General features: G+C 55.3%; 19 protein-coding genes. 7 read left to right on the top strand and 12 right to left on the bottom strand.

From position 1 onward, the window contains the following. Positions 1 to 17 precede the first annotated feature (17 nt). Positions 18 to 1,394, top strand: coding sequence for an argininosuccinate lyase (gene argH / locus VN12_RS02580; protein WP_146679766.1), 1,377 nt, complete (start codon positions 18 to 20; stop codon positions 1,392 to 1,394). Positions 1,395 to 1,592: 198 nt separating this feature from the next. Here argH and ilvB read toward each other — a convergent pair whose 3' ends face one another. From ilvB to VN12_RS02560, 4 genes are all read right to left on the bottom strand, one after another. Next, the gene (ilvB, locus tag VN12_RS02575) at positions 1,593 to 3,371 is read right to left on the bottom strand and encodes a biosynthetic-type acetolactate synthase large subunit (protein WP_240491299.1); all 1,779 of its coding nucleotides are present in this window, start codon (positions 3,369 to 3,371) and stop codon (positions 1,593 to 1,595) included. A gap of 167 nt (positions 3,372 to 3,538) precedes the next feature. Beyond that, positions 3,539 to 4,537, bottom strand: a complete 999-nt coding sequence (locus VN12_RS02570) for a hypothetical protein (RefSeq protein WP_146675368.1) — start codon at positions 4,535 to 4,537, stop codon at positions 3,539 to 3,541. 112 nt (positions 4,538 to 4,649) lie between these two features. Next, on the bottom strand, positions 4,650 to 6,287 hold the full coding sequence (locus VN12_RS02565; protein WP_146675367.1) for a hypothetical protein: 1,638 nt from the start codon (positions 6,285 to 6,287) through the stop codon (positions 4,650 to 4,652). Between the two features lie 86 nt (positions 6,288 to 6,373). After that, positions 6,374 to 7,231, bottom strand: coding sequence for a ParA family protein (locus VN12_RS02560; RefSeq protein WP_146675366.1), 858 nt, complete (start codon positions 7,229 to 7,231; stop codon positions 6,374 to 6,376). 236 nt (positions 7,232 to 7,467) lie between these two features. On the opposite strand from VN12_RS02560, the gene tpiA reads away from it, so the two are divergent. From tpiA to VN12_RS02540, 4 genes are all read left to right on the top strand, one after another. Then, positions 7,468 to 8,235 (top strand): triose-phosphate isomerase, encoded by a 768-nt coding sequence (tpiA, locus tag VN12_RS02555; protein WP_146675365.1) that lies wholly within the window; start codon positions 7,468 to 7,470, stop codon positions 8,233 to 8,235. Between the two features lie 221 nt (positions 8,236 to 8,456). Beyond that, positions 8,457 to 9,689 carry a hypothetical protein gene (locus tag VN12_RS02550; protein ID WP_146675364.1) on the top strand — a complete coding sequence of 411 codons (1,233 nt, stop codon included), beginning with the start codon at positions 8,457 to 8,459 and terminating at the stop codon, positions 9,687 to 9,689. 12 nt (positions 9,690 to 9,701) lie between these two features. Next, complete coding sequence (locus VN12_RS02545; RefSeq protein ID WP_146675363.1) at positions 9,702 to 10,880, top strand: ATP-grasp domain-containing protein; 1,179 nt, start codon at positions 9,702 to 9,704, stop codon at positions 10,878 to 10,880. A 91-nt stretch (positions 10,881 to 10,971) separates the two neighbouring features. Beyond that, on the top strand, positions 10,972 to 12,207 hold the full coding sequence (locus VN12_RS02540; protein WP_146675362.1) for a bile acid:sodium symporter family protein: 1,236 nt from the start codon (positions 10,972 to 10,974) through the stop codon (positions 12,205 to 12,207). On the opposite strand, the gene larE is transcribed toward VN12_RS02540, so the two are convergent. From larE to VN12_RS02525, 3 genes are read right to left on the bottom strand one after another with little or no spacing between them, the layout of a single operon-like run. Then, positions 12,098 to 12,955, bottom strand: a complete 858-nt coding sequence (gene larE, locus VN12_RS02535) for an ATP-dependent sacrificial sulfur transferase LarE (protein ID WP_146675361.1) — start codon at positions 12,953 to 12,955, stop codon at positions 12,098 to 12,100. The genes VN12_RS02540 and larE overlap by 110 nt on opposite strands. Positions 12,956 to 12,974: 19 nt before the next feature. After that, complete coding sequence (locus VN12_RS02530) at positions 12,975 to 13,571, bottom strand: DUF6677 family protein (RefSeq protein WP_146675360.1); 597 nt, start codon at positions 13,569 to 13,571, stop codon at positions 12,975 to 12,977. Between the two features lie 10 nt (positions 13,572 to 13,581). After that, complete coding sequence (locus VN12_RS02525; protein ID WP_146675359.1) at positions 13,582 to 14,961, bottom strand: aminotransferase class III-fold pyridoxal phosphate-dependent enzyme; 1,380 nt, start codon at positions 14,959 to 14,961, stop codon at positions 13,582 to 13,584. 207 nt (positions 14,962 to 15,168) lie between these two features. Between VN12_RS02525 and VN12_RS02520 the strand changes: the two genes are divergently transcribed. Together VN12_RS02520 and VN12_RS02515 are read left to right on the top strand one after the other, a co-directional pair. Further along, positions 15,169 to 16,044 (top strand): DUF1559 domain-containing protein, encoded by an 876-nt coding sequence (locus VN12_RS02520; RefSeq protein ID WP_240491298.1) that lies wholly within the window; start codon positions 15,169 to 15,171, stop codon positions 16,042 to 16,044. Positions 16,045 to 16,106: 62 nt separating this feature from the next. After that, positions 16,107 to 17,573, top strand: coding sequence for a PQQ-binding-like beta-propeller repeat protein (locus VN12_RS02515; protein WP_168164166.1), 1,467 nt, complete (start codon positions 16,107 to 16,109; stop codon positions 17,571 to 17,573). Here VN12_RS02515 and VN12_RS02510 read toward each other — a convergent pair. The 5 genes from VN12_RS02510 to VN12_RS02490 form a co-directional block, all read right to left on the bottom strand. Further along, on the bottom strand, positions 17,567 to 19,051 hold the full coding sequence (locus VN12_RS02510) for a porin (RefSeq protein WP_240491297.1): 1,485 nt from the start codon (positions 19,049 to 19,051) through the stop codon (positions 17,567 to 17,569). The two genes, VN12_RS02515 and VN12_RS02510, sit on opposite strands and share 7 nt — an antisense overlap. Positions 19,052 to 19,310: 259 nt before the next feature. Further along, positions 19,311 to 20,219 carry a glycosyltransferase gene (locus VN12_RS02505; RefSeq protein ID WP_146675355.1) on the bottom strand — a complete coding sequence of 303 codons (909 nt, stop codon included), beginning with the start codon at positions 20,217 to 20,219 and terminating at the stop codon, positions 19,311 to 19,313. Positions 20,220 to 20,336: 117 nt separating this feature from the next. Next, positions 20,337 to 21,278, bottom strand: coding sequence for an ArsR/SmtB family transcription factor (locus VN12_RS02500; protein ID WP_168164165.1), 942 nt, complete (start codon positions 21,276 to 21,278; stop codon positions 20,337 to 20,339). Between the two features lie 52 nt (positions 21,279 to 21,330). Beyond that, entirely contained in the window at positions 21,331 to 22,425 is a 1,095-nt protein-coding gene (locus VN12_RS02495) for a DnaA ATPase domain-containing protein (RefSeq protein WP_168164164.1), read from the bottom strand. A 13-nt stretch (positions 22,426 to 22,438) separates the two neighbouring features. Next, positions 22,439 to 24,604, bottom strand: a complete 2,166-nt coding sequence (locus tag VN12_RS02490; RefSeq protein WP_146675352.1) for a preprotein translocase subunit SecA — start codon at positions 24,602 to 24,604, stop codon at positions 22,439 to 22,441. Positions 24,605 to 24,610 lie beyond the last annotated feature (6 nt).

Here is a 24,610-nt window from a genome sequence, read left to right as displayed (position 1 = left end):
AACATAGGAATATCGCATTGACCTCCTTATCTCGCAGCGGCGTATTCGCAGGCAGTATGGACGATCGCTTGGCGCGTTTCAGCGAAAGCATCAGCTTTGATCACCGCCTTTACAAACAAGACATTCGAGGCTCGATCGCGCACGCACAAATGCTTAGTAAACAAGGAGTCTTGACCGAGTCCGAGTTTCAATCGATCCGCTCTGAGTTGACGTCGATCGGCGAAATGCTGGATCGCGGCGAAATACCGTTTCGCATCGAGTTAGAAGATATTCACATGCATATCGAACAAGCGTTGATCGATCGCTTGGGGGATGTTGGCCGAAAGCTGCACACCGCGAGATCGCGGAATGATCAAATTGCGACGGATCTCCGTCTGTGGGTACGCGATCAATTGGAACGGGTCGATGCACTGCTATCGGAGCTCCAAAAATCGTTCCTTTCGCGTTGCGATCGCGATGCGAGCGTCGTCATTCCGGCTTACACCCACATGCAGCGGGCACAGCCGGTCCTGGCCCCTCATTACTGGTTGGCCTACATCGAGAAACTGCAGCGCGATCGCGGCCGAGTGTCCGACTGCCGTGCACGGGTCAATCATTGTCCTCTCGGTGGGGCCGCCGTAGCGGGAACGAGCATTCCTATCGATCGCGAATATACGGCGAAACTCTTGGGCTTCGATGCTGTGGCCTCCAATAGTATCGATATCAGTAGCGATCGCGATTTTGCGGTCGAATCGGTGTTCGTCCTCACCATGATCGCTGAGCATTTGAGCGGCTGGGCGGAAGAATGGATTCTTTGGTCGACGACGGAGTTCAATTTCATCAAGCTGCCTCAGAAATTCTGCACCGGTAGCTCGATCATGCCTCAGAAAGTCAATCCGGATACGCTCGAACTTACGCGAGGTAAAACCGCCCGAGTCATCGGGGCATTGCAAACCCTCTTGGTTTTGATCAAGGGTTTGCCTCTGGCTTACAACCGAGACCTTCAAGAGGACAAACCCCCCTTGTTCGATGCTTTCGACACGGTCATTGCCATGCTTGAGCTCGCCATCCCGATCGTGGCCGAATCGGAACTCAACGTCGCATCGATTCGTTCTCGACTTGATGAAGGTTTCCTCGACGCGACTGCACTCATGGAAGCATGCATGCTCCGAGGCTTGGCCCAACGGACCGCGCACCATCGGGTCGGGGCGTTGGTTGCTCTCGCGAAAGAACGCGGAGTGAAACTAGCGGACTTGAGCGACGAAGACTTCCGCTCGGTCGATCCCGATCTGGATGGATCGATCCGAAGCGTCCTGAGCGTCGATGGTGCAGTCGCATCTTATCGGTCGTACGGTTCCAGCAATCCGGTTGAGATTGCCAAGCAAATCGCACGTTGGAAAATGCAGCTCAGCTAAGGTGTTCACGGACCGTTGTCGCGCGGATCGGTGATGTGCCGATCGGTAACGTGCGCCGATGATCGGTGGGGCGCGGGACCGATGGAACGCGAGGCAAACCATTTGATGGTCTGCGCTTCAGAGTGGTGTAGTGCGTGCCTCCCCCCCAACGTCGGGCGTTGGGGACTGGAGTTGTGGCAGTGCCACTAGGCCAATCCACTATGCCAAAATCATGTCGTCGACCGTTTTGCCGGACGGAATCATCGGGAGCACATGCTCCTGATAGGGGACTTCGACATCCAGGACATAGGCTCCAGGATAGTTGATCATCTCCAATAGCGCCCCTTCGAGGTCTGCCTTCTTACGAACCGTCGCGGCTCCCAGTCCATATCCCTTTGCGATTTGGACAAAGTCCGGGTAGCGCTTCGAGGCGTAGGTGTGAGCGACCGTGGAGCCAGGGCCGCTTGCTTCCTCGTCATCAATGGGACCTAAGTAGGTATGGGCGCGGTTGGACCCCATGAATCGATCTTCCCACTGAACCACCATACCCAAGTGCTGGTTGTTCAGGAGCAAAACCTTCACGGGGAGCTTCTCGCAACGCAGCGTGGCCAATTCCTGAATGTTCATTTGGAACGAGCCGTCCCCGTCGATATCGATGACCAGAGCGTCTGGATGCGCCGCTTGGATGCCCATTGCACAGGGAAGCCCAAAGCCCATCGTTCCCAATCCGCTGCTGCTCATCCAAGTCCTCGGGCGACGGAATTGGAAGAACTGCGCTGCCCACATTTGGTGCTGACCTACTCCAACGGAAACGTAGGTTTCGCGGTCTTTGGTCAAATTGGAAAGGGTTCGAATCGCATGCTGCTGGAGGATGCCGTCAAACGATTGATCATAGGAGAACGGAAATTTCGCTTTGAGGTCGGCGCAATGCTTCACCCACGCGGAAATGTCTTCCGGTGCTTCGACGATCTTGTTGAGCTCGTTCAAGGCGAATTTCACATCGCTTCGAATCGAGATGTGAGCGATCTTGTTTTTGTTCAATTCGGATGGATCGACATCGATGTGAACGATCTTTGCGTTCTTCGCGAACGAGGCGAGATGGCCCGTTACACGATCGTCAAATCGAACCCCCAGCGCGATGAGCAAATCGCAATCTTTGACGGCAAAGTTTGCGTACGCACTGCCGTGCATTCCGAGCATATCCATCGAGAGGGCCGCATCGGCGGGATAAACACCCAATCCCATGACGGTCATCGTGACGGGGATGCCTGTCTTGCTCACCAGCTCTCGCAATTGCTCCGATGCCTCGGCGGTAACGACGCCACCACCGACGTAGAGGACGGGCCTCTTGCTGTGCTTGATAGCGGCGGCTACCTGGCGAATCTGTTCTGGCTGCGCGTCCGGTGCCTTGCCAGGTTTGTATCCGGGCAAATACATCGGAACATCCCAGTCAACCTCGCAGCTGGTTAACTGAACGTCTTTTGGAATGTCGACCAAAACCGGGCCTGGACGGCCGGTCGTGGCGATGTGAAAGGCTTCCTTCATGACTCGGGGCAGGTCTTCCGTCTTGGTAACCAAGTAATGATGTTTGGTGATCCCCCGGCAGATCTCCACCATTGGCGTCTCTTGAAACGCGTCCGATCCGATCACACTCGTCGGCACCTGTCCGGTGATCGCGAGCAACGGGATCGAATCCATCTTCGCATCGGCGATGCTGGTGACCAAGTTCGTCGCACCGGGACCGCTCGTCGCCATCACCACGCCGATTTTCCCTGTCGAGCGAGCATAGCCCTGCGCTGCAAACGCTCCCCCTTGCTCGTGCCGAGGAAGAATCGTTCGGATCTTATCCCCATAGAAAGTAAGGGACTGGTGAAGAGGCATGCTACAGCCGCCTGGATAAGCAAAAATGACTTCCACCCCGTGGTCCACCAAGGACTTGACCACTATGTCGGAGCCAGTCATGACGGTGGTTGCGCGGCGGTCAGATACGGAAGCCATTCGATTTCCTCCAGGGTGATAACAGATTTCCTAACGAGCGAAGATACAGAGTTTACCACGCGGAGGAAGGTTCGTCGAATCAAAAAGACTAATGCAAAATACTCCGCATTAGTTTTCGGGGAGTCGGAACGATTCCGCAGCGATGGACGATTTTTCAATCGGAACGGTTACTGGTATTTGGCGCAGATTCCCAAACCGTCCCCGAGATAGGTTTGGCAAAGCAGTTCGCCAAAGACAAACATCCAAGTGGTCAGCGCGGGGTCGGCCTGAAGCGCTTGGTCGAGCTGCCCGCGGATCAGTTTCATCTCGCAATGGCCGCGAACCAGCTTTTTGCGCCGGCAATACAGGATAGGCCAGACCGCATCCCAAGCCGTCTGGAAGGCGCGCGAAACGCTGACGTCGTGTTTGCCACCGTAGACCGCTTCGTGGAGAGGAACGAGGCGATCGGAGCTCGGGATCCAAGCGGGAAAGGAGGTGGGGAATGCGATGCTGCTGGTCTTGCTCGACCGCAGTTTGGAATCGGCATCGGCGATGGACATGACGATGGCTTCGAGGCTCGCTTCCACCTCGGGGCGAACGACCTGGATCGCTTCTTCGACTTCAAACTTCATATACGGCTGGCCGTCGATTTCAATTTTCCAGGCGCCGTCGACCCACTGATTGGCCGTCCAGAACGCGGTGCAATCCAGTTCCATCATATTGGCTTCGGACGTTGTCATCGTAAAACCAACCGGTGCACCGCTGCCAACGCGTGCCGATGTCCGCTGCCACGTGGCGAAGTCGCTACGCAGGATCTTCATGGTGACGCGAGTCTGCCAGTCCCGGATCCCCAACGCAGCTCCCCATTGGTTTGGGCTGTCGATCTCTGGTGCGGTGTGACAGTGGATGGTGAAATCCTCTGTGGAAGGCAAAACCCAATCGGTATTGCTCGCGGGGATTTGTTTCAAGCACCAGAGAATTCCGTTCTTTTCGCAGTAAGCCCACAGGCCGTTCAAGGCTTCGTCGAGGGTATCCGCTTTCTCGCGAATCGTGGTCAGGCTGCTAAGTGAGTCCAGCCAATCCAGATGCTTCTTGGTGAAGAGTCGATGTTGCTGAAGAATGGGGTCTTGGACCCCCATGAAAGCTTGAAGCCAACCAGTGCTTGCGTAATCTTGTGTGATTGCCATGTATTCCTGAGCAAGGAAGCGAGTGCAGTGACGCGACCTGGGCAGACAAGTTCCCTAGAGAACTCGATCCATATCCTACGAGAGAGGTTGCCCGGTGCGGTCGCGAAAGTGTTCACTTCTTGATCTGAAAATCAAGGGTAGATTGCCCGAACTTGCGAGCATTCATGTCTTCCACCGTCAAACGCAGCTTGTACTGGCCGGGTGAAATCTGCTGTGGCATGTAGATTTTGTACACGATGAAGTAGTCGCGGCGATGGTTCTGGCAGACGTCGGGCTCCATGGGGAGGATCTGTTCGGCGATCCTTTTGCCTGCGGAATCGACGATTTCGTAACTTCCCTGCAGCTGGGTTTCAAATCCGTCTCGAACTTCTTTGGCTGCCACGTTCTCGATTTCACAGTACAGCAGGACTTCTTGATCGGGTGCGAACTGGTACTTTGGAAATTTGGTGATCACTCCGTACCGTTCGACTTCGGTGCAAAAGGAGGTCGAGCGAACTTCGAGATTGCTTACCGATGCCAAGTGGTTTGTTGCCAATCGCTGGCTGTTCATCACGAGGCTCAGGTGACGGGATCGAACTGGCATCGCATCGGGATTGCTCGCCTCATACATCGCTTGCATCTGATGGCGAATGTACAAGTTCTCTTGATCGGACAAGCCCTCGATCGGCTCTAACGCCTCGTCCAATTTCCTCGCTGATACGTACAACATGCGGAGCGCCAATTCGCGGTGGTAACGCAGATTCTCGTCCGCGTTCGCCTCTTGTTGGATTTGCTGCTCGAGCAGCTCGATGGTCCGCGCCAACGACTGATTCCACGTCGTCGATGTTGCTGCCGCATCTCCCGCGGACTTCTCTTGAGAGGCTTTGTCCGGAGAAGACTGGTCGGTTGCGGTTGGCAATGGAGTTGAACGAATTCCCTCCGAGAGATCTGGCGTGTTGGAAGCTTTGGGGAGCGTTGCTGCGACGGCGGTATCGACGCCACCGGATGTTGAGCTTGCGGAGGCGGGGAGCACAGAAGATGCGGATGCGTCAGAACTCTTGGCAACAGCATTTACCGTGGCAGGATCCGAAGGTGTGCTCGGTTTTTCGGTGGAGTTAGCGGAAGCGACCTTGGGTGTATCAGTCGGTTCTGTATCGCTAAGACTAACGCGAACCCCTTTGGTCCCTTCGAGGTCTTGGCCGGGATTGAGCTCCGTCGCGTGCTTGCGCGCGGCCAGCATTTGCCGTTTCAGTAGTTCTCGGTATGGGGCTGGCAGCTCGTCGAGTGCACCATCGATGTCCAAATCATCGATTCCTGTTTCTTGTACATTCGGCGGTGCGGCAGCGGTTGCCGGTCCCACTGCGGTCTCGGGCGTTGGATGTGCTGGGGGCTTGGCAGCAGTCGCAGCGGTGGCTGGGGGCGTTGCGGATTTCGTTGCGGTCGTTGCTGTTTCGGGCGTTTTCGAGGTATTGGGGGTGGAGGGGGGCGGTGCAGCAGCTTGTTTGGCGGCAGGTTCGGAGTCGGAGAGACGCCGTTGAATATAGGGGCTTTTTCGAGAACCGAACGTGACGGGGCCCTCGTTAGGGATGGCCCAGTCGTCTTCGCTGCGGATGGATGCGATGCCGTCCGGGCCTCGTCCTCCGATGCCTTGGCAGCCCAGCGACAGCGTTCCGAAGGAAGCGACCAAACAGACGAGGAGCCATTCACGCTTCGCCATTTGACGTCGCACTTCCGAATGACGAATACTTCGTTTTCCGTACAGATGCTTCACGATCGATCACTCCAGAAGACTATTCACCTCGTAGGTTGCCAAGTCGCGTTGCTTTGCAGGGCGGGACATGGCAACAACGACTTCGCTTATCGTTGCGTGCCGGATGGCGCAATAGCGCGTTCCGTTTCCTCTATCGCCGCCATTTCCGAACGGACGTCATCCGATGCGAGGACTTCGTATGCCAACGACAAATAGTCCTCAGCGCCGTGGCTGCTCGGCGCGTAGTCGAAAATGCTTTGGCCGAAACTGGGGGCTTCCGCCAATCGAATGTTGCGTCGAATCTTCGACTTGAAGAACTTTGCGCGTGCCCAGACAGGGCTATGCGATGCATTGCGTTGCAGGAATTCCTCTACATCGCGACTCACTTCCGCTGCCAATCGCGTACTGGATTCGTACATGCACAGAACGATTCCTTCGAGGTGCAGCGATGGGTTCAGTCGCTTTGCAACGATTTCGATGGTTCGCAGCAGCTTGCTCAACCCGTGTAGCGCGAGGAAGTGAGGTTGTAGTGGCAAAAAGACTTCATCCACCGCCGTCAGGGCGTTGAGGGTGAGAACGCCGAGAGATGGGGGGCAATCGATAATGGTGAAGTCGAAGTCTTCGTTATCGAGGTCCATTTTGTCTTTGAGAATCACCTCGCGTCCCACTTCACCTGCCAGCTCCATTTCGGCAGCGGCCAAATCCAAATTCGCGGGAACGACTGCCAAATCGGGGGTTACCCATCGACGGGCGTGGCAGAGCATTGCTTCTCCGCAAAGCAAATCGTAGACACTGATGTCTTGCTCCCCGGTCGAAACGCCCAAATGAAGCGATGCATGTGCCTGGGGATCCAAATCGATGACACAAACTTTTTTTCCACACTGTGCCAATGCCGCAGCCAGGTTGACGGTGGTGGTCGTTTTACCCACTCCGCCTTTTTGATTGATCACCGCAATTTTTCGCATTTCAACATCCTTGTCGTCGTACGGGGAAAGCCCAGCAGCTTGGGTTGGGTCTTCGGGCCGGGACGTTGACGGGAACGATCCCTTGACGGGCGAAGGCGCTCGGCTTGAGCCAGAACGGTAGCAAACCTGCTTGTAAGGAATCCAGATCAATCTTCCTCCGTTGACAAGATGGGGGATTTTGGGATTCTTTGCTCCTGAATTGTTTTCTCACTCCACGCTAACAAAGGGCTTTCTCGGTGCGTACTTTCTTCATTGCCGGTAACTGGAAAATGAATCTGATTCGAGAGTCCTCGGTATCGCTGGTTCGGCAGTTGATGGAGACTTTGACATCGGTTTCCGGCGTCGACGTCGCGGTCTGCCCACCCAGTGTTTACTTGCAGGAAGTCGGGAATACGCTGCGAGGCAGCAGCCTTCGATTGGGGGCCCAAAATGTTTCCGCGGCCGCCGAAGGTGCTTTCACTGGCGAGATCAGTTGCGGGATGTTGAAGGATGTTGGATGCCAATACGTGATTCTGGGCCATAGCGAACGCCGCACGCTGTATGGCGAGACTGACGCAATGGTCAACGAAAAGCTGCATGCTGTTTTGAAGGCTGGGCTGATTCCGATCGTCTGCGTTGGAGAAACGCTCGCGCAGCGAGAAGCGGGTGAAACGCAAAAGGTTGTTCGCGAACAGTGCACAGGTTCCCTCGCGGGACTCACCGGCGAACAGATGGCGAAGACCGTGCTGGCCTATGAACCTGTCTGGGCGATCGGGACCGGAAAAACGGCTTCACCCGCACAAGCGGAAGAGGTGCATGCCGACATTCGCGATTTGCTCTCCTCTCAGTTCGGTGCTGCGGTTGCGAATCAAGTCGTCATTCAATACGGCGGCAGTGTGAAGGCTGACAACGCAGCGGAGTTGCTGGGGCAACCCAATATCGATGGCGCACTTGTCGGTGGGGCCTCCCTGAAAGCGGACTCCTTTCTGGCAATCGTCCACGCGGCAGCCGCCATCCGGAAGTAGTCGCGAGGTCGTGCTGATGTCAGCGGCCCGACGGGGGTGTTGGGGCGAATGTGGGGTGACTAAAAGTCTTGGGGTACCTCCACGGGGCGGGCTTAGGCGATTTTTGACCTTTGTCGTTCCATCGAGACGTCTTCATCTCGTCGCAGCAACTATAATAACGAGGTTGTGAACGGCGGTCGCATTTCCGCCGGCCCCCGCTCGTCCAGTCCCGTGGATCTGCTATGCCAACATCTCTGCTTAGTCGCGTGCTCTTCATCGGAGCAGTGGTTGCCATCCCATCCCTATCGCGAGCGGATAATTGGAATTTGAAAAACGCCGGTGTCCTTTCTGGAACGGCCGTCCCATACAAGGATGAAAGTTCGGTCATCGTTCGAACGCAAGAAGGGGTTCTTATTCAATTACCCCAAACACAAATAAGCCGAGAGATCAAAACCTCCGAACGGGAGGCCGCCTACATCCAGTCCATGGCGTCCCGTCCCGATACGGCGGAGAGCAATCGCGAGATCGCGAGAGAATGTTATGCGCGGGATCAGCGAACTCTCGCATTGGCGCATTTTGAACGGGTCGTCGAGCTGGATCCGAACGATGGACAGTCTTGGGCAGCCCTCGGTTACGTCTTCGATAGCCGATCCGGACAATGGCTTCCCAAGGACACTCTGAACAAGAGGCTTGGATTGGTCGTGATTGACGGCAAGCGGACGACGTTGCATGCAGCCGAGCTCGAGAAGGCGAAAAAGAAGATTCGCGAAGAAGATGCCGCCTTTCTCCGAGAGCTCCGGATCGCATTTACGAATGTTTCGAAGCCCGGACAAGCCGGCGTGAAGGCGCAGCAGTTTCTCGCGAACCTCGACGATCCGCGCGCGAATCAAGCGTTGGCAACGATGCTGATCGAGGAAACAAAGCTCAAGGCCCGCGCGAGGATTACCAATTACGATGGACAGCCTTATTTGGGGATGTTGATGCGTATGCCTCCAGGCTCAGCGACCGCACAATTCATTCAGATTGCACGCGAACTGGATTACCCCGTGATCGTTGACCCCGTTCTCAATGCGTTGGCTTCGAATGAACGGACCCGGATCGCTGCCATGCAAGCCTTCGTTGCCGATTTGCGTCCTGCGAAAACTCCCGATATTGAGTACATCAATCGGGCCGGTAGAAATCTAGAAACCGTTGGGGACGTTCGAATCATTCCCATGCTTATAGATCGACTGAAGACTTCGGCGTTGGTGACGAAAGTCAATCAAGGGGGAGCGGCGATGGATAAAGCAACCGGCGGGATCTCTCAATCTACCGGGGGCACTTCCCAGTTCCTTATCACGGAAAATCAAGCAGGAGTCTTATCCGCGTTGGCCGCCATAAGCGGTCAATCTTTTGGGTATGATCAAGAAGCTTGGCGGACCTGGTATGCACTCAACTATGCGAATTCCAATTTGGATTTGCGCCGGTTCGATTGATCTGGAGAATCGGTGCAACTAGCTGTTCTTGAATTTCTATCGGGTGGAGGTCTTGCAGGGACCTCGTCCGAATCCCCTTCTGACCCGGAGCTTCAAAGCCTTTTTCAGGAAGGGCTCGGGATGCTTCGGTGTTTGCTGGAAGATCTGGCCCTTTGCGGGCATCGCGTCTCGACGGTGATCGATTCCAGAGCTGTTGCCGCGAGCGAGCTCGTCGTTCTCAGATCCATCGCAGAAGTCACTTTGGTGGATGCATCATCGAGATCCGAGGCTAGTTTTTCTATGCAGTGGTTGGAAGCCGCGCGAAAAGCAGATCGCGTGCTTGTCATTGCGCCGGAAATCGGGGGAGAGCTGGAACGCATCACGCAATTCATGGAGCGCGAAAGGATCCCGCTTAGGGGCGCGACGGGCATGTTTCTCGTGCATGGCGCGGACAAGTTAGCCATGGCAGCGTCCCTACCGTCCGTGGCACACCACCCGAAGACATGGACGGTGGCCGATTGGGTTGCCGAATGGCGTGAGAATCGACACGACCTCGAATGCATTTCGGACGATGGCTGGGTATGCAAGGATCGGTGGGGGGCAGGCTGTTCGGAGATGAAGTGGTTTCCCTCTGCGGGGTCCTTGCTAGATTGGTTGGAGGGCCCGCAAGCGGGTTCTCACTTTCGAACCGAATCTGGCGTGGAGAGCGTCGATCGGTGGATTGTTCAGCCATGGCGATCGGGAACTCCTGCCAGCCTGTCGTTGATCGCTGACGGCGAGAGTCCACCTCGGTTGGTCGGCTGCATGGGGCAGACTATCGAACGCAGGGAATCGGTTCAGTATTCGGGTGGGTTTGGCCCCATCGAGGAAGATCGCTTCGAGTCGCTACAGAGTTGGGCGCGCGCCGTTCTCGCACCTTATGAAGGCGTTCGCGGTTGGATTGGGTTAGATATGATCATTCCACCGCATCGAGAGAATGTAGCGTTCGGGACCGCTTCGCATAGGTCGGGCCATTTCCCAAAGGAATTCCTCGACTCCGCCCCCTGGAGCCTTATCGAGATCAACCCTCGACTCACCACGAGCTATGTGGGGTGGAGAGAGATTTACGGTCCATCCTTGGCGGAAGGTGTTTTCGGAATTTCTACAGGGTGGCCTAGCTGCAAGCGAACCGAAAAACAGGTAACCTTTCCCATCCCCAATTTAAAAGGCTAGCCAGACCAGCCCATTACCTTTCGAAGAGCAGCAGGACGATCCTTTCCTCCATTGCATCTGCTTCGGCGTCGCTTCCCACTCGAGTGATCCCTTGTCCTCTCCACCCTCTCGCTCCAAAGTCCTGTCTCCTCTTTCGCTAATCCTTTTCTTGATCGTGGCGTTGCTTTATGCCGTGAGCCTCGTCGTCTGGTTGTCATCGAGCGCCGACGACGACGCTATACGGACAGACTCGAATCGGTGCATCGCATGGTTCTGCGCTGCGTTGGTCGCTTCCGCGATTGCGATTACCTACGAACGCCGCACACGTATCTATGCTTTCGCCGTTTGGGTCGTTGCGGGGGTGGTCGTCGGAGTTTTTTATCCCGATCGATTTCTACTGATGAACGTTCCTGGCTGGAGCGAGCCCATCCGGGGAATCGATCAGATTAGCTGGTTGATCTCGCTCGCCATGTTCGGGATGGGAGCAACCTTAACGCTCCACGATTTTCGGCGCGTACTGAGAATGCCAAAGGGTGTCGCGACCGGATTCGTTTTGCAGTTTAGTGTCATGCCGCTCTTAGGTTGGTCTGTTGCAAAGTGGTTGGGGTTCCCTCCTGAAATTGCAGCCGGTGTGATCCTAACGGGGTCTTGCCCTGGAGGCGTTTCCTCGAACGTGGTCACTTATCTAGCGCGTGGGAATGTCGCGCTATCGGTTACGATGACCGCGTGCACGACCTTGGCGGCACCCTTGATGACGCCGCTCATGATGTTCTTGCTGGCAGGGCAAACAGTTCCGGTCAATTATTGGGACATGATGCGAAGTATCGCCCTGACGGTTGTTGGCCCGGTGGTGGCTGGGTTGATCGTGAATCAATTTCTTACGCGTATGCGTTGGCAAACCAAAGCGTTGGAGTCGGGGCTTGCCGTCGTTTCCATTGTCGCCATTTGTTGGATATGCACGATCATCGCCGCCAACTCCCACGAAGCACTTCAGTCGATGGGCTGGCTCTTATTGGTAGGGGTGTTGCTGCACAATTGCTTAGGTTACTCGCTCGGATATTGGGGAGCGCGCGCCGCGGGATTGAATGTCGTGGACGCGCGTACCATCGCGATCGAGGTGGGCCTCCAGAACGGTGGAATGGCAGCGAACTTGGCGACCAACGTATTGAAAAATGCGAACGCCGCTATTGCGCCGGCTGTTTTCGCACCGGTGATGAACATCACCGGTTCCCTGCTCGCTACGTGGTGGAGTCAACACCCCTCAAAATCGGAAGAACACGATTCAGAGAGCCGCTCTGGCGAGACATCAGGTCCATTGTCACAAAACGAAATCCTAACGACTCCATAAAGTCGCCAATTTGTCGACTGGTATTGGGATCTAGGAGGCGAGCCCAATCCTCTCGATGGATCTCCAGTCTCAACAGATCGTCCGCATGGATACGTGCTCGGACATCGCTGAATCCATGGGACCGCAAAAAAGACTCGGCGTTTTCAACGCGTCCCAAACGTTCGAGCGTTACCGATTCGCCGTAGGCGATGCGACTTGCCAAACAGGGGGATGCGGGCTTGGAAGCTATAGGGAGCCCCCAATGGATCGCGATCCCTCGGACTTGATCTTTTCCAATTCCCAGATCCGCCAATGGCGATCGAACCTCGAATTGCGCTGCGGCTTGTAGGCCGGGGCGATAGTCACCCAAGTCCTCTCGATTGGTGCCGGAAGCGATCGTGGTGAAACCGGATCTCCAAGCCCAATCCCTCAGCACGCCGTACAAGTTCTTTTTGCAATGGAAGCAGCGCCGCGCGTCATTGCGAACATATTGCGGATCCTCGATTTCTTCGGTCGGAAGCTCCACATGCCGAATCCCTATCTGGGCTGCGACCGATCTCGCATCGGCGAGTTCCGACGTGGAAACGGCAGGTCCGATTCCCGTGATGGCGACGGCGCGAGCACCGAGCGCGCGGTAGCAAGCGGCCGCGACCACCGCGCTATCCACGCCGCCGGAAAAGGCAACGACAGCGTCGCTCCAAGAACCAACATGAGAGATGAGTCGTCGTGCCAACGCATCGGCATCGGCATGGAGCTCCGCTTCGTTCATGGCTCCGCTCCCAGATTGATTACGATTTTTTCCGGCGCTCGGGCGAATGCGGTAAAGGCATAGGACCGGCAAACGCGTCGAAAATCGCAAGTAAGTTCAGGAGGCCAGCAACCGCTGTGAAAAGAGTACCAAGCTCAAATCCGGCAGATCCCTCGTAATGCCATTGGGAAAGGACATTCAAGTCTCGTGGGGGCGCCATAAATTCTGACCATTTCCACTCCGACGGTTCCGTTGGAATCGTATTGAGGCGGGCTGGGCTAAGGCGACCGCGGCCAGAGCCGGCTTCCTCGTCATCCGATTGAACGATGGCTTGCACCAAAGCGGGAAACGCCGGCAGCCCTACACACATTTGAGCGGGAAACTGAATGCGGTAATCCTCGGGAGACCAGGAAGCGTAGACCACTCGGCCCTGTCCCAAGAATAAGCCCAGAAAAAAGAGCCCCAGAATACAGGCAGCGTAGAGATAGGCCTTATTCGTTCTTCCTTGATAGAAATGCCCTGCGCCGGGGATTAGGAACGCCAACAACGCAGCCAAGTAGGGGTTCCTGAGGTCGATTTGGCATCCATCCGCCTCGACCAATGTTTCCGACTTCCCTGTTTTCGCGGGACTCGACATGCCGTTTTCCTTAATTGCTTTCCGAGAGGGCGCGCTCGATGATCTCGCAAGCGATATCGATATGCTCGTGGGTGGTGATTCCCGGAGGGGGTAAGAACCTGATTCTATTAGGGTTGCTGCCCGCTAGGAATCCCATCAATCCTAAATCGTACAGTCGCTGCAACATCGTCTTCGCGGTTTCTGCCGAACCATCGCCCGGCGTGAAGGCAATCATCATCCCTTCACCATAAGGCCCGGAGAGCTTGCCCGGATTTCGTTCGGCCAAAGCCTGTAGCTTCTTGGCAAAGTAGACGTGGCGTTCCATGTTCCAACCTTTTTCGCCGAAGCAACCCTTTTCTTCCAGGATATCGAGCACTGCGAGCCCTGCCCGAATGGATGCGGTCGCGCCGGTGAACGTCTGCGACAGAATAGGTCCCTTCGGTTTGAGTTGGTCTCCGTACAAGGTCGCGCAGACCTGCGTGATCTTTCCAAGGGTGACCAGATCGGCATAAGCATCGAGTCCAAAGTGCTGGAACGCGAAAGGTTGGCTCAATCGGGTAAACGTCTGAACCTCATCGAAGATGACCAAAACGTTGTTGTCGTGGCACACTCGGCAAAGGCCTTCGAAGTACTCTTTCGTGCCTGGGTAGTAGCCCCCCTCACCGGCGACCAACTCAAGCCAGATACATGCGTACTCGCCGGGGTGCCGAGCCAAATGTTTCTGGAGCATTTCCATCGCCCCGCGCGTCGTGCCATCGGGATCGGACGGATGGAACATCGGGATGAAGTCCACATCGAGGGTTTTAGGCAGCCCCATTCGATAGGCAGGGCGATCGGTGAGCTGCGCCAGAGCCATGCTCCGGCCTGCAAAGCAATTGTCCATACAAATCACCCGCGTGGCAGGAAACCGCGAATGAAATGCGATCTTCAACGCGTTCTCGTTGGCCATGGCTCCGCTAGTACTGAGCAAACAATGATCGAGCGGCGCTTCAAACTTTTTCGCCAATCCGATCAGTCGTTCACACATTGCCAAAGAGTACGCGTCGTGCTGCAGGTTTCCCTGCATGATAGTATCTTCCAGGCCGGCATCGATCGTAGCGTTCAACATCGCAGGATGGCTGTGGCCCAACCCATGGACTCCAATTCCTACGATGAAGTCCAATTTGACACTCCCATCGCCCAATTCCACCCAGGGACCATTCCCAAGACCGCTGGAAATGTAGGGGAAATATGGAGCACCTCCTCGAGCATTGGCCAACCGAGTCAGGGCGTCGGCGTATTCCGTTCGGTGCTCCTCGCGACCAGGCCGAACTCCCGTGATCTTCTGCGAATGATCGCGAAGCGCTGCCAAAAGAAGTTCTTTGGCTTGGGCTACGCGTGGATCGTTGAGGAGTTCCTGTGAAGTCAGCATGGTTCCCGTTCGGCGGTAAAAGATCGAAATCGTCGGGGTAGGGACCGGATTATACGGAGTTCCGTTCGCCTGCCATTCCCAACCAACCGGGAAAAATACGAGATTCTTACGCCCGTTTCAACCTCGACGATTGACAACCCTGTTTGACTGTCGATAAATAGTACATTCGCAATTGAATTGCATATAGTTGGTTCGAGGGATATGCACATGGTTCGCACAAGACAATCAAAGTCGGGTTTTACGCTGGTGGAGTTGCTGGTGGTCATCGCGATCATTGGGATTTTGGTCGGGCTCCTCTTGCCTGCCGTTCAGGCGGCGCGGGAAGCGGCTCGTCGCATGCAGTGCACGAACAATATGCGACAGCTAGGGCTCGCCGTGTCGAACTACGAGTCTGCTTATCGCAGGCTTCCATCGGGTTGGGTGGATTTCCGCCAAACGACCTTGCCGGGTTGGTCCTGGGGGACGGCGCTGTTTCCATTCATGGAGCAAAACAATCTTCACTCGCAGATCGACTTTGCGAGTCCGATTTTGGCTCCTCAGAACGAACCCTTTCTCCGACAGTCCTTGCCGACGTTTATCTGCCCCTCGGACCCCGGGAGCAATTTGTTTCAGATTGCGGGGGAGCCCCTCAATTCGGAAAACGTCGACGACGGTCCCAAACTCTTTGAGATTGCGAAGTCCAATTACATCGGGGTTTTCGGATCGCTCGAAATCGAAGACGCTCCATACCATGGAGATGGAACCTTTTTTGGGAACTCGGCGATTCGTTTTCGAGATCTTTCTGATGGATTGTCGAACACGTTCATTGTTGGGGAGCGAACCAATCGGTTGGGAGGTTCGATTTGGCACGGCGTTATCGAGGAGGTGGCCGAGGCTCCGGTTCGGATTCTCGGCAGCACCGATCACACGCCCAACAGCCCAGCGGGGCACTTCGACGATTTCTCGAGCCGACACACGGGAGGCGCGAACTTCGTGCTGGGGGATTGCTCGACCCACTTCATTTCGCAGAACATCGATCTTTCGATCTATCAAGCGTTGTCGACCCGAAATGGTGGTGAAGTGAATCATCAACTGGATCCTTGATGACGATTCGGCCGGAGTGCGATCCTTCCCCTTGGCGTATCTTTTATCCTGCGAGATCCTTCATGAAACGTTGTTCGAGGCGCCACCCTATTCACGTTGCAACTCTTCTTGCGTTCGCGATTCTCGGGGGCCAAAGAGTGTATGCACAATCGGAAGCGCAATGGCCTAGTTTCTTAGGGTTTGGTAAGACGACGGCCGCGGAATTCGCGACAGCTCCCGTTACATGGGACGCAAAGAAGAACGTCGCATGGAATACGAAGTTAAAGGGATACGGTCAGAGCAGTCCCGTCGTCTGGGAAAATCAGGTCTACGTGACATGCATCGACGGGCCGATGAAAGATCAGTGCCGCGTTCACTGCATGGATTTGAACAGCGGCGAGACGAAGTGGACGCACGAAGCATCGACTAAGAATTTAATTCCGAACGATGACTACCATTCTCGAGGTGCGATGACTCCCGTTGCGGATGGACGCGGAGTGGTTGCCAGCTTTGAGTCTGGATTGGTCGTCGCACTGGATCGAACCGGTCGAAAACGCTGGAGCGTCGATCTGTTTGAAAAGTACGGTTCGACCGAGACCAATCACGGCATATCCTCGTCTCTTTGCCAATCCGACAAATGGGTCTTTGTATGGATTCAACGCAAAGACGATCCCTACGTTGTGGCCCTCCATAAAGATTCCGGCGAAGAAGTTTGGCGTACCGCGCGACCCGCTGGCGTTTCCTGGGGCTCGCCCGTGATGTTACCGACGGAGGAAGGAACGTTACATTTGGTAATGAGCTGTTCGGGCCGAGATGGAGGCGCTGGGTTTCTCTGTGGGCTGGAAATCGAAACGGGAAAAGAGTTGTGGCGGCTGGAGGGGCTCTCCGGAAATTCGTCGCAAACACCTTACATCGTGTCAGCTGGGCGAGTCCTCGTCGGAGCGAGCGCCGGGAGAGAAGGCGGTCCCAGCAAAGAAGCGATCGCCACGAATGGTCTGGTGAAGATCAAGAAAACCCCATCCGGGTATGTAGCGGATTACGTTTGGCGATCCCAACGAGCGACCTGTGGATTTTGTTCGCCGACGTACCACGACGGATACGCGTATTTCACCGATCGTCGCGGGATCGTTACCTGCATGGACATCGAAACCGGCGAGGTTAGGTACAGCGAACGTTTAGATCAAAGTGTTTGGGCCACTCCACTCGGCATCGGTGATAAGCTCTACTTCGCTGGAGAGGTCGGGACGACATTGGTGCTCCGCGCTGGTCCAAAGTTTGAAAGACTCTCGACCAATGTTTTGTGGGAAGACGACGCCGATGCACAGTATGCTCCCCCGTCTCGCCCGGCCCGGGGAGAAGCCAACCGCGATGCAAACAGGGGGTCAGGGACGCTCCCCGCCTCGTCGATTCCCTCTGCGTCTCAACCAAACCCACAGACGGCGATCCCCAAGACGAAACCACGGCAGTATGCCGTCGTGTTTGCAGGGAACAAGTTGTTGATCCGAAGAGGGGATCAGATCTACGCGATCGCCGATGCAGCCAATCAGTAGTTGATTTGGATTTGGGTTCGATAAAGCTCCCCTTCAAACTGCTCATACGACCGACCGGATGAAAGGGCGGTCGTGTTGGTGCGGTCGGTCCAAGTCACCATGTTGGTCCATTCCACTGATTCGGTGATTTGCCATTCAACTCCCGCTTCGTATTCGGTGACATGGGTAAAGGGGGCATTCCGTTCCGCTTTCATCCCACCTTCGTATCGGTTGTACTTGAAGAACGGGAAAAAGGTCCCGCGGTGGCAGGTATCCCACTTGTACATGGCCATGACGTACCCACCGCGAATATCTCCGACTTCGATCGCCGTCTGGGATGCATTCAGTTGGGGCGATCGACCGACGTTCCATTCGCATTGAATACCAAAGGGCTTGGGGTACCAAATTGCGGAAACCGCCATGCGTTCGTCCAGCAGACCTGCACGATTCCCCGTTTCCAACGTTCCGAGTGGCCGGCTCGCAGATCCGATGCCGAGCGGCTGAATGGGGGAACTCAGTACGGTGTAGTGCCCGCGGTATCCCTGCAAGGAGGCCTCGAAAAGTTGATCATTCGCAAGCCTCATAGGAAGGGTCAAACGGGCGATGAGGTGCACATTGTCATTCTGTTCTTGAAGCGAGCCGCCTTGGCCGTTGTAACAGCCGAATCCGAAGACGCCGTAATTCCCAGAACCTTTGAGCCCCTGGTCGAGAACTTCCTTGAAGTACTCTTGCGCCGGTTCGGGTGTCCAATAATAAAACGCGCCGAGATCACGCTCGTTCCTTGCTGCGCTGTTGATTGAATCGGATCGGTCCAGTGCCAATCGATTGGAACTGGACTGTAGATTCTCCCAGCCGTATGGAATCTTCGATTGACCCACACGAACTCGGTGGACCTTGTTTTCGGTTAAATAAATGTCTCCATACCAATCGCGAATCTGTACGAATTGGTTGTTGTCAGTGCTACCCGGAGGTGTGACGGCAAAGTCAGGTTGCAAATAAACGTAAAGGTGATCGGAGACGTCGCCAAAGAGAATCACCCGAGCCCGGCGAATGAGAAACGATTGATTGTCCCCAACCGATCGATCTCCAACTAGTTGGGCCGGGGCGCCTTCCTCGCGAAGGACATCATTGAGGCGAAACTGCGAGTAACCCCGAATCCCCAGTTTCTCAAACCATTTTCTTTCCTTCTTCTTCTCGTCCTTCGCGCCGTCTTTCTTGTCGGAGGCCTGCGACTTCGCCACGTCGACTTCCGGGTCTCCTTTTTCTTTCCAGTCCTTCAAAAACGAATCGAATCGAGACTCCGAACTCTGCAGAGTTTCCCTGGTTTCTTTTAACTCCAACTCCAATGCGCGGAGTCGTTCCTGCATCGCCTCCATTTCTGCCTGCGATACCGATGCCTCGATCTGCGGAGCAGCGGGCTGCGGCTCCGGGCTCTCCTGGGAGAAAGAGATGCCTGTTGTTCCAATGGCGACTACCAGCGATAAAAACCTTAACCTCATAGAGGCCAAGACTCGGGCTCGGTGTCGGAAGCGGTATGGTGAAGGCATCGACTTCTTCGGAATGGAGGGATCGAAGGGGTTGCATCGAATATCGATGATCCCTTCACACACCGTTCACCGGAAATTCATGAAGCCGCTCAAGTTCTTCAAATCTTCATAATCGGCATCTTCGCGTTTTCGTCGTTCGATCCAAGGAGTTCGAGTGGAACTCCTCCTGCCTTGCCTTGGTCTGCTTCCAACCGCGTTCTGCTTCCCAGGTTTACGCGGCGCGGCGTACCGACTTGGAGTCGTGGACTCGCATCGCGACTTCTTCTGCTTCGTCCAATTTTTCTGCGGCAGTCACCAAACGGTCCCGGATAAAGCTTTCCAAGGATCGGTCGCGAATGCCCATCACCCAACCCAACCGTTCCGCCACCGACTTGGGATTCATCAAGCCACCTGCGAGATGCCCAAGTTGTTTCGCTAGCGAATCGACTTCGACACCACTCCCTTCGACTGCGCCATAGGCACAAGCGATCTGGCCGCAAATCTTGCCCATCTCAAAGCCGATGTCCATTCCAGCGACCACGCGCTGTGGACCTTGGATCAAGGCTTCGGAAACGATGGTTGTCTGCAAATCCATGGCATCCATGAGCAATTGCAATTCGACTTCCGCCCCCTCGCGTCCGAGTTGAGGGCAAAGGCCACCGATGAGCAAAAGAACGTTCTTGCGAAACAGTGTTCCTGCTAGAAGGGGTACTGCCTGATTCGAAATGCGAGTCGCCAAGCGTCGATGGGGAAGCGCCGTCCTATCCAACCCGAAAATAACTTGATGGGTTTGCTCGACGGAGCAAGGAGACGCGACAGCGTCCCAATTCTCTCGTCCCAACTTGGCCAACGCGGGTTGGTACCAGTCTTTTTGAACGCGCATTCCGGGTAGCAAGATCTGCACCGTCGGGGCGCTCGCGGTGGCGATCGCAAGATTGAGAGACTCGGAGTGCCCAAAGCTGGTCGGAGCTTGGATCAAGACGACTTCGTCAGCACCCAAGTCGTAGGGGTCGTCATAATTTCCGTTGTGAACCACGAGTATCTCGAGGTCCGAGTTCCGGTTTTCAAGCAATGACAGCAAAGTAGATTCCAATTTTGCATGATCATCCAGAAACGGAACAATGATAGAGAGACGCAGCACAGATGTGACTCCGACTTTTCGCGATGGGAGAAAACCACGTTAAGTCTGCGGATCGGCTTTGTGATCGTGTGAATTCATACAAATCGAAGTTTGCCTATGGCGAAAGCTCGGTAAACCTTATCGATTGCGGGTGGCTTTAACGAGGAAAAGTCCCGTCCCTTTCGCATCTGGATCGGGGGGAAGCGGGAGGAGTCGATCGAGACTCCATCCGGAATCTTCCAGCCAAGTACTCATTTGTTGCTCCGAAAAACCGAGCCACTGGTGCCCCATTTGCTCGCGATACTCCGAACGATCATGGGGGAGCATATCCAGAAGAATCAATTGACCTCGTACCTGCACGACCCGATGCGCTTCCCGCAATGCGTCCAATGGACTGGGTAGATAGGGGAGCACCAAAGCCATAACCCCAATGGAAAGGGATTCGTCCTCGAGCGGGAGATGCGAAAGCTCTCCTTTGCGGACTTCCACGTTGGAAAAATCCTTGAGTCGCTTACGAGCGGACTGCAACATGGTCGACGAGCCATCGACCGCAAACACCTTCCGCACCCAAGGAGCCACGAAATGGGAGAAGGCGCCCGTGCCGCATCCCAAATCACCAACGATCAGATCCGGATTGGCTAGAGAGGCGAGAACGAATGCGTCCAACCGGGTTCCGAACAAGTCGCTGCGCATTCGGTCCCACTTTTCGGCGCTGGAGGAGAAGAACGCCTGGGAACGTGAACGCCTCGCTTCGATAACCTGCTCCAATCGTGCATCGTCTTGTTCTGCCGTGGACTCCAGAACACTCTGTAGTTTCACGACTTGCCAGAGTTTCTTTTGTCCCGCGTCAATTTCGGAATTTCGCATGCGGTAGAGGTTGCTGGTCCCATCCCGGCGAGAGGATATCCACGCTTCATCTACCAGGACTTTCAAGTGCCGGCTCACCGTGCTTTGCGGCAGTTGCAATGTGGTGCACAATTCCGCCACGGTTAACTCCGATCGGTCCAGCAACCTCAGCAGGCGGGCGCGGATCGGATCCGAGAGGCTTTGCATCCAAGTAATCATTGGCGGTGTATTCATCCAGGCAATATACCAGCCGCCTATCCGGATGCAACGATGCACAGTGTTCGGATCAAGGGAGGAGTTTTTGGCGAACTCGGTCGATGCACCGCAAGAGCTCGGGATCGCTGGCAATAGCATCCTCGATTTTCTTGCACGCATGCATGACGGTCGTATGGTCTCGGTCTCCGAATAAACCGCCGATCGCTTGGTAGGAGGCGTCTGTCCACTCCCGGATCAAATGCATGGCTAGCCCTCGAGCCCGAACCACGCTTGCTTTGCGGCTTGGGCCTCTCATTGCTTCCATGGTTTGTCGCATTTCCCTCGCGACCGACTTTGCAATCTCGAGGGGAGTTTTCGGAGAGGGGGTTTGCGACTCCACCAACGATTCGATGACTTTTGACTTGTTCGGCTTCACACGTCCCTCGTGGGCTCGATGGTGATGCCGCCAACGGAGCAATAACCCTTGGAGTTGATGAAGAGATTGATTGTCACCCAGCTGGGAGTTGATTTCATTTCTCTCTTCTTCCGAAATAGGAAGCGACTGTGCATCGCTCAATCTTTTGATCAGTTCGGAACGGGTGGTTGCACCCGGGTGCTGCAATTCCAAACTGTAACCCGCGATCATTCTGCTAGCCAACGCATGGTTCCAACCGGGAATGAAGGCCGGCAAGGTGAGTGAGGTTAGAATCACCAATGAGTCCTGGCCCTCATGAGCGTTGAGGACCTCGATCAATTCGTTCTGCGAGCCCTCTTTTCCGCTGAGCTCGTGGGCATTGTCGATCACTAAACAAGAGACTTGGCGGTACTGTTCGCGGAAGCGGGGCATGTCATCGGATTCGATAGCGAGCACCATCGACCTTGCGAAGTCCAGGGCGGAGACGATCGCATAAGTTCGATTGGGGGCATCGTTGATCCAACGCGTCGCCAGGGTCATGGCGACCGCGGTTTTTCCAACACCCGAGGACCCCAACAGGAGCAATGGACTTCGTTCGTGAAGTTTGGCAATCGAAGTGGCTTGCGATAGCTCCCGCAAGGCCTCGTTTTCAGGTCCGATCAAAAAGCTGTCCAACAACGGTTTAAAACCGGGCAAGATCAGAGTGCTGTTTTTGCGCGGACGAGGCGAATGAATAGCCAGGGACGTGAGCGGATCAGCAGATGCTGGCATGGCCATCGATGGATTATTCCGCAGTATCGAGATAGGGGTCTTGTCCCATTTCTCTCTGAATCTTAGTCCGTTCCTTTTCGTGATAAAGGAGGGCCATCCGATCTCGGAAGTGTTTCTTCTCGACTTTTCTTTGAGCCCGTTTGAATTGGGAAGCGAATCGATTGAGTTTGTGGATCGCTCGAGGATTCTGAACCTCGGCGGCTCCGATCTTCTTCATCTTTTCGGATACTTTTGCGCCCAGCCCATTCCGGAGGATTTCATCGTCCATTCCGAGATATTGACGGTAGGAGCCAGGGTCGCCTTGCCGACCGCATCGTCCGATGAGCTGGCGGTCGATGCGCGCCGCATCGTGCAGCTCCGTACAGATAACGAACATCCCTCCAATCTCTCGGATCTCATCTTGTAATTTGATGTCGGTTCCCCGACCTGCCATGTTGGTCGCGACAGTGATTGCGCCTCGTTCTCCGGCGCGCGAAACAATTTCTGCTTCCCTTTCGACTTCATACGCATTCAGGACTTGAACGCCCAAACCTTCGTCGCGCAGAAGATTTGCCAAGATCGAGGATTTATCGATCGAACGGGTCCCAATCAATATCGGCCTCCCTTTGGCGTGAATGCCCTTTACCTCTTCGACAATGGCGTGGAATTTGGTCATCATGTCGGGGCAAACAATGTCTGGCAGTCGAATCCGTTTCGGGGGTCTATTCGTAGGAACTTGCACGACAGGCGTTTTATAGATGCGGCGCATCTCCCCCGCGCTGGTGGCTGCCGTCCCGGTCATTCCACCGAGACGCTTGTATCGCAAAAAGAGGTCTTGGACGGTGATCCTCGCTGCCTGGCCTGTGGGGACGGAGACATCAATGTTTTCTTTGGCCTCGATGGCTTGGTGAATACCGTCTCGCCATTTGCGCCCCTCGGCAAGTCGCCCGGTGAATTCATCGACGATCACAATTTCGCCATCTCGGACAACGTACTGCCGATCCAGCGAGAAGTCGCGATGAACTTTGATCGCCCGTTCAATATATTCGTAAAGGTCGACCAAGGCCGCGAGTCGAATGACTTCATCGCGTGGCAACGCCCGAACAAACTGCCGTCCCTTCCCTGTCAGCTCAATCTTTCGATTGTCCTCTTCGATGGTGAAATGCTCTTTCAATTCAAAGAGGGGAGCATGTTTGGCTGCCCATTTGTAAGTGGCAATCACCACTTCCCGGGCTTCATCACCGAGGGAGCCGATGATCAATGGAGTACGGGCCTCGTCGATCAGAATGCTGTCCGCCTCGTCGACCAGAACAAAATGCATGCCACGCTGAACCGGCTGTTCCCCCGAGGAAGACCACCGCTCGCTCGACCCTGCACCGAGGAAATCATCCACCGCGCGGCCCTGCGCACGCATCAACAAACGATCTCGCAGAAAATCGAAGCCAAACTCTTTCGCGGTTCCATAGGTGACGTCCGCGGAGTAGGCGCGGCGACGCTCGTCCTGATTGTGATTGGTGAGAACGATGCCGACGGATAATCCCAATGCGTCATAGAGAGGACGCATCCAATCGGCGTCCCGTTCCGCCAAATAATCATTCACGGTGGCCAAGTGAGCACCTTTACCTACCAAGGAATGGAGCACCATCGGTAGGGTGGCGGTGAGCGTTTTTCCTTCCCCTGTTTGCATTTCGGCAATGCAACCGTAGAACAGGCAGGTACCACCGAGAATCTGAACATCGTAATGACGCATGTTCATCGCACGGCGGCCCGCTTCTCGAACGAGCGAATAGGTCTCTGGGAGCAGATCTTCGAGCAGTTCTCCACTTTTGGCTCTGTAGATAAGCGAAAGCGCTTCCTTGCGGATCTGGCTATCGCTCAGCCCCCTGCGCTGCGATTCCCACGAATTGACCAAGCGGACTTGTCCCAGCCACTGATTGACTTTGTATTGGGCGACCCCGGGTAGTTTCCAACCTGCCGAAACGTGTGGCTTGTAGGGGAGGTGTAGTTTCTTTTCCGATGCGGCCTTCGTGGTCGGGGGAAGACCGGGCGTGGGTGGAACCGCTGCAGAAGTCTCTTTCGGATTTCGATTTCGCGTTGGCGGCGGGGGGGAACTCGCCGAGGGGATGGGAGGCGTGTTCATGAAGCTATCCCCGTTTGAATCCCCTGTTGCGTTTTGGCTGGATGGAATGCTGCTATTCATAACGGT

Source organism: Pirellula sp. SH-Sr6A, from assembly GCF_001610875.1.
Taxonomy (GTDB): Bacteria; Planctomycetota; Planctomycetia; order Pirellulales; family Pirellulaceae; genus JBKCUI01.
The sequence above is the reverse complement of the archived record's forward strand: the minus strand, read 5'-3'. Positions and strand labels throughout refer to the sequence as shown.